Annotated in this window: 6 protein-coding genes; all 6 read right to left on the reverse strand. The window is 58.1% G+C overall.

Annotation, left to right across the window (positions count from 1 at the left end; all coding sequences use genetic code 11):
• Positions 1-38 precede the first annotated feature (38 nt).
• Positions 39-740, reverse strand: a complete 702-nt coding sequence (locus ACYVGU_RS08985) for an L-ribulose-5-phosphate 4-epimerase (protein ID WP_460621760.1) — start codon at positions 738-740, stop codon at positions 39-41.
• Positions 737-2,443 carry a ribulokinase gene (locus tag ACYVGU_RS08990; RefSeq protein ID WP_460614486.1) on the reverse strand — a complete coding sequence of 569 codons (1,707 nt, stop codon included), beginning with the start codon at positions 2,441-2,443 and terminating at the stop codon, positions 737-739. The genes ACYVGU_RS08985 and ACYVGU_RS08990 overlap by 4 nt, the downstream gene beginning before the upstream one ends.
• A gap of 33 nt (positions 2,444-2,476) precedes the next feature.
• On the reverse strand, positions 2,477-3,682 hold the full coding sequence (locus tag ACYVGU_RS08995) for an aldose epimerase family protein (protein ID WP_460621761.1): 1,206 nt from the start codon (positions 3,680-3,682) through the stop codon (positions 2,477-2,479).
• Positions 3,683-3,985: 303 nt separating this feature from the next.
• Positions 3,986-5,719 carry a family 43 glycosylhydrolase gene (locus ACYVGU_RS09000; protein WP_460621762.1) on the reverse strand — a complete coding sequence of 578 codons (1,734 nt, stop codon included), beginning with the start codon at positions 5,717-5,719 and terminating at the stop codon, positions 3,986-3,988.
• A gap of 41 nt (positions 5,720-5,760) precedes the next feature.
• A complete protein-coding gene (locus tag ACYVGU_RS09005; protein ID WP_460621763.1) occupies positions 5,761-6,843 on the reverse strand; it encodes a glycoside hydrolase family 43 protein in 1,083 nt (360 codons plus the stop codon).
• Positions 6,844-6,962: 119 nt separating this feature from the next.
• Positions 6,963-8,215 (reverse strand): RagB/SusD family nutrient uptake outer membrane protein (locus ACYVGU_RS09010; protein ID WP_460621764.1); only part of this gene is annotated, 1,253 nt, incomplete at its 5' end.

Genomic DNA, 8,215 nt, shown 5'->3' on the forward strand with positions numbered 1-8,215 from the left:
TGCGCGGAGTCACTTAAGGAGGGAATTGGCTGCTAACCCTAGTTCTGGCCGTAGTACGAATGCAGGCCGTGCTTGCGCTCGTAGTGCTTCTGAATCAGGGCTTCTTTGAGGCGGGGCACATCGGGGCGCAGGGTGCAGCTGAGGTGGGCCATGCGGGCTACTTCTTCCAGCACCGCGCTATTGTACACCGCCTTCTCCACCGTTTTGCCCCATGTGAAGGGCGCATGGTTGCTGAGCAGCACCATTTCCACTTCTTCCGCCGAAAGGCCGCGGCGCTGGAACTCATTGATGATCTGCCAGCCGGTCTGGTGCTCGTAGTCACCGGCAATCATGGCGTCTTCCATGGGCGGCGCGCATGGAATGTCGGCCGTGAGGTGGTCGGCGTGCGTGGTCCCCAAAATCGGGATGTCCAGTTGCGCTTGCGCCCAGGCGGTGGCATACGTAGAGTGCGTGTGCACAATGCCACCAATGTGCTCCCAGTGGCTGTAAAGCACCGCATGCGTTTTGGTATCCGAAGAAGGGCGTTTCGTGCCTTCCACAATGTTGTTGGCGAAGTCAACGATGACGATGTCCTCAGCCTTCAAGGTGGCGTAAGGCACGCCGCTGGGCTTTATAGCAAACACGCGCTTCTCGCGGTCTACCACGCTGGCATTACCAAAGGTGAACAGCACCAACCCCAATTGGGGCAGTTGCATGTTGGCCTCGTAGCAGGCCTGCTTTAACTCCTGAAACTGGCTCATGCTTGATCTACGAGTTCGGTTTCGGCTACTTCGCCGGCACGTTGCTCGGTTGCTTGTTCTACATACTGCCCGAAGGCCTGATATTGCTCGTAGCGGCGCTGGTAATCGGCTACCCGCTCGGGGTTGGGCGTGTAGGTTTCGGCAAAGCCGTTGCCCATGGCCTTCTGCGCCGTTACCACATCCGGATGGATGCCGGCAGCTACAGCTGCGTACATGGCCGAGCCCAGCGCGGGTGCCTGGTCCGACTCGGCCACCTTAATGGGGCGGTTGAGCACATCGGCCAAGGTCTGCATCATGAAGCCCGATTTCTTAGCGACACCGCCTAGGCCTATCACCTGCTTAATCGGAATGCCTTCCTGCTCAAAGCGCTCCACAATTTGCTTGGAGCCATAGCAGATGGACTCTACCAGTGCCCGGAAAATTTGAGGAGCTGAGGTGCCCATCGTCAGGTTCATGATGGCGCCTTTCAGGGCCTGGTTGGCATCCGGCGTGCGGCGGCCATTCACCCAATCCAGGGCCAGCACTGCTGACTCATCAGGATTTACGGCGGCGGCCGCAATGTTCAGCTCGGCCATCATGTTGTCGCTGAGTTCCGCGAGCAGGGCTTCCCGCTGTTCCGACGTCAGGACTGATGACTTGGGCAGCAGCGTGCGCAGAGGCCACTCAATTACGCCCCGGAACCAGGCTAGCAAGTCTCCTACAGCAGATTGGCCCGCTTCGAGGCCTAGCATGCCCGGAATTACAGAGCCATCTACCTGGCCACAAATGCCGGGTACCAGCTTCCCTCCTACTTCATCCATGGGTGCTACCACGATGTCGCAGGTAGAGGTGCCCATTACTTTCACCATCGAATAGGCTTCGATTTCACCGGCTACGGCGCCAGCGTGGGCATCAAAAGAGCCCACTGCTACCACTGTGTTTGTGGTCAGGCCGAGGCGCTGGGCCCACTCTTCGGAAAGGTGGCCGGCTACTTCATCGGCGGTGTAGGTTTCCTCGAACAGCCGCTCGCGTAGGCCAGCTAGTTTGGGCTCCAGCAGGGTCAGGAACTCTTCGGAGGGTAGGCCGCCCCAGCTCTCATGCCACATGGCTTTGTGGCCGGCGGCGCAGCGGCTGCGCTTAAACGTTTTCAGGTCGCCGCCCGTGAGCAACAGCGTCAGCCAGTCGCAGTGCTCCATCCAGGAGTAGGCGGCTTTGGCCACGCTGTCATCTTCACGCACTACGTGGGCAATCTTGGCCCAAAACCACTCCGAGGAGTAGATGCCACCCTCAAACTGAGTAAAATCTTCGCCACCCCAGGTGCGGGCTTTGTGGTTGATTTCGGCGGCCTCGGGCAGGGCCGTATGGTCTTTCCAGAGCACAAACATGGCGTTCGGGTTTTCCTCGAAGCCAGGCTTCAGGGCTAGCGCTACGCCGTGCTCATCTACCGGGCCGGGTGTAGAGCCGGTAGTGTCGATGGCCAGGCCTACAATCTGCTCAGCAGGCACTTTTTGGGCCACGCGGCGCACCGTTGCCTCTAGGCCCTCAATGTGGTCGAGGGGGTGCTGGCGAAACTGGTTTTTAGTGGCGTTGCAGTAGCGCTGCTCTTTCCAGCGGGCGTAGGGGTGCACGGCCTGGGCAATTTCCTGGCCGGTATGGGCATTCACCAGCACGGCCCGCACGGAGTCAGAGCCGTAGTCGATGCCGATAACGTAAGTTGGATTCATGGCGGGAATAGTTCGTCGTGAGACAGCGCACAATTACTGGCGCACGCCGAATTTGTAAGTAGTAGTTGATTGCAGCGTTTTGCCGGGCTGCAGAATGGTGCTCGGAAACTTGGGCTGGTTGGGCGAATCGGGGAAGTGCTGGGTTTCCAGGCAGAACCCGGCGTGCTGGCCGTACGCCTGGCCGCCCGTGCCCTTCAGGGTGCCATCCAGGAAGTTGCCGGTGTAGAATTGCAGGCCCGGCTCGGTGGTGCGCACTTCCATGGTGCGGCCGGTAGTGGGCTCATATACCGTGGCCGCCGCGTGCAGGCCACTGGTTTCGTTGAGCACCCAGTTGTGGTCGTAGCCGCCCGGCACCTGCCCAATCCGCTCCCCGATCGTGTGGGGCGTGGTGAAGTCAAAGGGCGTGCCCTTTACGGGGCGCAGCTCGCCGGTCGGAATCAGGCCCGCGTCGACCACGGTGTAGCGGTCGGCCGGAATGGTGACCTGGTGGCCGAGCACGTCGTTGCCTCCACTCAGGTTGAAGTAGGCATGGTTGGTGAGGTTCACGGGCGTGGCCTTATCGGTGGTGGCGGAGTAGTCGATTTTCAGCGCGTCGTCGGCGGTGAGCGTGTACACGACCGTTACGCTCAGATTGCCGGGGTAGCCTTCTTCGCCATCCTTGCTCAGGTAGGTGAGCGTAAGCGTCTGACCCTCGGCGGAGGTGCCGGGCTCGGCCTGCCACACTACTTTGTCGAAGCCTTTTTTACCACCGTGCAGCGTGTTCTCGCCGTTGTTTTTGGCCAGCGTGTACTGCTTACCATCGAGCGTGAACTGGCCTTTGGCAATACGGTTGCCGTAGCGGCCGATGAGCGCGCCGAAATACGGGCCCGACTTCAGAAACTCCGGGCTCTGGTAGCCGCTCACCTGATCGAAGCCTAGCACCACATCCCCGAGCTTGCCGGCTTTGTCCGGCACCAGCAGGCTGGTGATGGTGCCCCCGTAGTTGGTGATGCTTACCTTCAGGCCATGGGCGTTGGTGAGGGTATAGAGCTGTACTTCGGTACCTTCAGTGGTTTTGCCGAAGGAAGCACTGGCCGGAGCCGTGGTGCTGGCAGCAGTTTGGGTAGTGTCGGTCATGGTTGGAGAGGAGCCTGCCGTTTGCTCAGAGCTTGACGACTGGTTGCAGCTTGCTAGGGCCAGCAAGCCGGCCAACCCAGCTACACTCTTGGTCAGTAATCCGGCGCGGGAAGAATGTGTCATGGTCAAGAGAATTGAACTGGGAATTTTATCAGGGAAAGAACAGAATACGCTTGCCTAACAGGTAGAAGCAACAAAGCAGTACGCAGCTGCCAGCACCACCTTATGAATGCTTAGGTGTTGGCAATCAATTGTGTACTCACTCACTAGCTCCCGAAATCATAGAAACCTTCATGTAAGATGTCGCTATCTGGTGTGTAAAGTAAAAAAACCTTTTCAATTTACACAATCGTTTGTGTATTGTGTTGATAAAAAGGAGGTGAATGAGCTCTCTTATAGGCTCACTCACCTCCCTCCTTGGTGGCCTTATTGAACGGTTACTTTCTGAGTTGCAGAACCACTGTTGCGCCGGATATGAACCAGGTACACGCCGGGTCGTAAGGCTGCTGCCACGCTAAGGGTAGTTTGCTGTTTGGCAAACGTTTGCTGATGTACGCGCTTGCCCTGCAAATCAAACACTTCTACTAGGGTAGTTTCCAAGGCCAACTGCCGACCAAGCTCAATGGTGAAACCATGCCCAGTTGCAGGCACAGGGTAAACCGACACTCCTTTCAGCTTTTGGCTGGCGGAAGTAGCTAGTGGCCCACTGGTAGCCGCCAACGTCCAGCGCTGGCAGGGGCAGCCGTTGTAATCCCAGAGGCCTAGTTGCTGGCCCGCCGTGGTGGCGGCATTAGGTACCTCTACTACCCTATTGCCATTCACGGAAGCGAAAACTAGACTGCCATCGGCGGCCCGATCAAGGCGGAAGCGCTGGCAGGGCAAGGCTGTGTAAGCAGAAAGCTGCAGCTTGGCGCCGGCATCCGATGAACAGCCGGCTACATCAGCGGCCAAGCCGCCCATGGCATTCGTAATTTTATATTCTCCGTTGCCGAGGGCCGTAAAATCCCAGCGCTGACAGTTCAGGCCGCTGGAGGTTCCTTGAGCAATCATCTGACCGGCTACGCCAGTGCAGCCCCAGGCATCCCACACCAACCCACTGTTTTGGTTCTTGATTTCGTAGCGGCCCGGCGCTACCCAGTCGCGGGTTACGGTGGGCCAGCCAGTGGCGCTCCAGGTGAGTTTGGCCAGCCCCAGCTTCGGCGCGCCGTTCTGGTCGCCATCGTAGTAATGATGCGAGAAGTAACTCGCACCGTTTTCTTCCAAAATACCCGCGTGGCCCGGCCCAATGTACCGGCCGGCGCTGTTCAGAACGATGGTACCGCCGTTGCTGTTCAGGTCCACTCCGTTCTGATCGAGGAACGGGCCCCTAGGTGATGCGGAACGCCCCACCAGAATATGGTAGGTGCTGTTGATGCCGTTGCAGCAGGATCCCCGATTGATGAACAGGTAGTACCAGTTGTCGTGCTTGGTTAGGAAGGCGGCTTCTACGTCGCCGGTAGCCACACCGTAGCTGGTGGTGCTGAGCGGCTTGCCGGTGGTAGCATTCAGCTGCAGCGTACGCAGGCCGCCGAAAAACGAGCCGTAGGTAAACCATACGTCGCCGTTGGTATCCTTGAACACGGCCGGATCGATGGCGTTGGCAATGCTGCTTTGGTTTGATGATACCACCTCTCCCTGGTCAACCCACCGGTAGTCGGGGCTGGCCGGGTCCAGCGTTACGTTGGTAGCTAGGCCAATAGCCGACACCTTCTCGCCAAACGAGGAACAGGAGTAGTACAGGTGATACTTGCCGTTCATGAAAATGCACTCCGGCGCCCAGAAATCGCCCTGGAACTTTGGCACTTTTGAGTTGATCCAGCCCGGATAAGCGTTGTTCACGAACACGGCCCTAGGCCCTGGGGTCCAGTTAACCAGATCCGTGGAGTACATGCTGTAGATACCCCTTCCGGTAGCAAAAATCCAGTATTTGTCGCCTTGCTTCACAATGGTGGAAGGATCGTGCACGCCCACCAACCCTTGCAGAGCATAGGCGTTGGGTACCCCAAAACAACCTAGCATCAGGAGGAGCACCGTGGCAAGCTGCAGCCCGCGGCGCAGGCGCTGGCCCAAGGATGGGTTTAAGACGGCAGCAGGCCTAGTGAAAGTAGAAGTGGAAGCCATATTGGATGGGAATTTTGAGTAGGAAGTGGAAAGCCGGGAAGCTACTCCCCGCTCGGCTTGGTTAAGGGTGTGCTGATAGAAGCCGGAATACCGAAATTGGGTGTACCATCGGCATTCCAGGTGAACTTCTGCATACGTGGGTTGCGCTTTTCCACGCAGCCCTCATTGGGGTTAGAGTTTGCGTGGTAGATAATCCAATCCTCCTGCCCGTCTTTCGACTTGAAAAAGGAGTTGTGCCCCGTAGCGTATGCGCGGCCGGCCGGGTTTTGTGAGAAAACCGGCTTGTCTGACTTTTTCCAGGAGCTAAGCTGCATCGGGTCGGCAGTGCTGGTGGTGGTGAGCATGCCAAGTGCGTATTGGTCGGTGCCGCAGAAGCTGGCTGAGTACACCAGAAAGGTTTTGCCATTGTGCTTCAGAATTTCCGGACCTTCGTTCACGTACGGCGGGCCCACGTTTTCCCAGCTATACTCGGGGCGCGAAAGCTCCACGCGTGGCCCCACTAGGGTCCAGGGGTTGCTCATCTCCGAAATGTAAATGCGCTGAATGCCGTCGATACCGTTATGGCCCGACCAGATGAAGTAGCGCTTGTCGTTCTGCTCCAGCACCGTTCCATCAATGGCCCAGAAATCCTCGGTGGGGTTATAAATCCGGCCCTTATCTACCCATGCTCCGGTAGTAGGGTCGGCGGCTTCGTTTTCCAGCACCCAGGTTCGCTGGCGGCCCAAATCGGGGCCGGGAGGGCCAGCAGTATAGTAGATATACCATTTGCCATCCAGGAAATGAAGCTCGGGCGCCCACAGGTTGCCCGAGGCAGGCCCGGTAGGCGGCGGTGTCCAGGCTACCACACTGGAGGTGTTACCTAGGTCCGACATCTTACTAGTTTTCCAGATTCGAAGGTTGGTATAGGTGGTGTGCATGTAGTAGTAGGTACCATTCTTCTGGTACACCCACGGGTCAGGCCCCGAGGCCAGCAAGGGGTTGCTAAACGTGTTAGTTGTAACGGGCGGAGTAACTACCGGCGGCGGCGCCGGCGCGGCCGTTTGCTCGCCGCCACCGCACCCCAGCAGCACGGCCAGCAACAGCACTGATAGCAGCCGACACCCGGCTTGAATCCTATACTTCATTGACTTACAAATTGGTAAACCTGGGGTTTGTCTGTGTTCCGACCCTAGTAAAGCATAACAGCCGCTCCAAGCGGTGGCCCGGAGCGGCTGTTTTACACGAGTTTCAGGGTTTCAACAGCCTAGTAACCAGGGTTCTGCTTGATGTTCGGATCGATGTCGATATCGCGCTGCGGAATAGGTAGCAGCTTTGATACGCCCAGGCGGAAGTTGGTGAAGTCGGAGTCGCGGCTTTTCAGCTCATCGATGCCAGCCTGGTCATCCATCAGGCCCCAGCGCAGGATATCAAACCAGCGGGTTCCTTCGCCCGCCAGTTCTTTGGCCCGCTCCATGCGGTTGATCTGACGGAGCTGTGCCTGCGAATACGTGCCGGTAAGCGGCGCCAGGTTAACCGACTGACGCGTACGCACCTGGTTGATCAGAGGCAGCGCATCAGCTGGCTGACCCATTTCAATGAGGGCTTCGGCCTGCATCAGCAGCACATCGGCGTAGCGGATTACGCGGTGGTTGATGCCGGACGTGAAGTTCTCATTGACGCGGGTACGGTCGTTGAGATACTTGCGCCAGTATTGCTGGTTGGGGTTCCAGTTCCACTCCTGGAAGGTGCGGCCGTAGAACTTATCGGGGTTGCCCGCATGAATAATACTGATGTCGCGGCGGGGGTCAATGCGGTGACGCGTGGTGCTGCCGGGAACAAATGCCACCGTCGAGTCTTTGTACTCATCCAGTAACCAGCGGCGGGGCTGCACGTCGGCAAACGTGGGGCCGGGAGGGCCGAAGAAGTTCGGACGGTCGTGGCTTTCCGAAGAGGACGCGTTGTCCTGCCCCTGCCCTACTTCCAGCACTGCCCCCGTAAACTGCACTTCAAACACCGACTCCGAGTTGTTCTCGTTGGCGTCGGTGAAGTTATCGAGGTAGTTGCTTACGAGCGAGTACTGGCCCGAGCCAATGATTTGGGTGAACAGCGCCGAGGCATCGGCCCACTTACGCTGCTGCATGTACACCTTGGCTAGCAACGCCTGCGCTGAGCCTTTCGTAGCCCGGCCTTTTTCCGCATCGCCATAGGAAAGCGGCAGGTCCGGAATAGCAGCTACCAGGTCCGCAATAATCTGCGCTTCGCCCTGTGCAATAGTGCCCTGAGGCGCCCGCGTGGCTACCGTAGGCTCTACCGTAATCAGGGGCACATTGCCGAAGAAGTACACCAGATCAAAGTACGACAGCGCGCGCACAAAGCGGGCTTCCGCTACTAAACGTTTCCGGATGGTTTCGTCCATCTGAATGTCTGGCACGTGGGTAATTACCTGGTTCGTGCGGTAGATGGTGCGGTAATAGTCGTTCCAGGCGAAAGACGAGATGAAGAAGTTATTGTCGGGGG

The sequence above is a fragment of the Hymenobacter tenuis genome, from assembly GCF_054780495.1.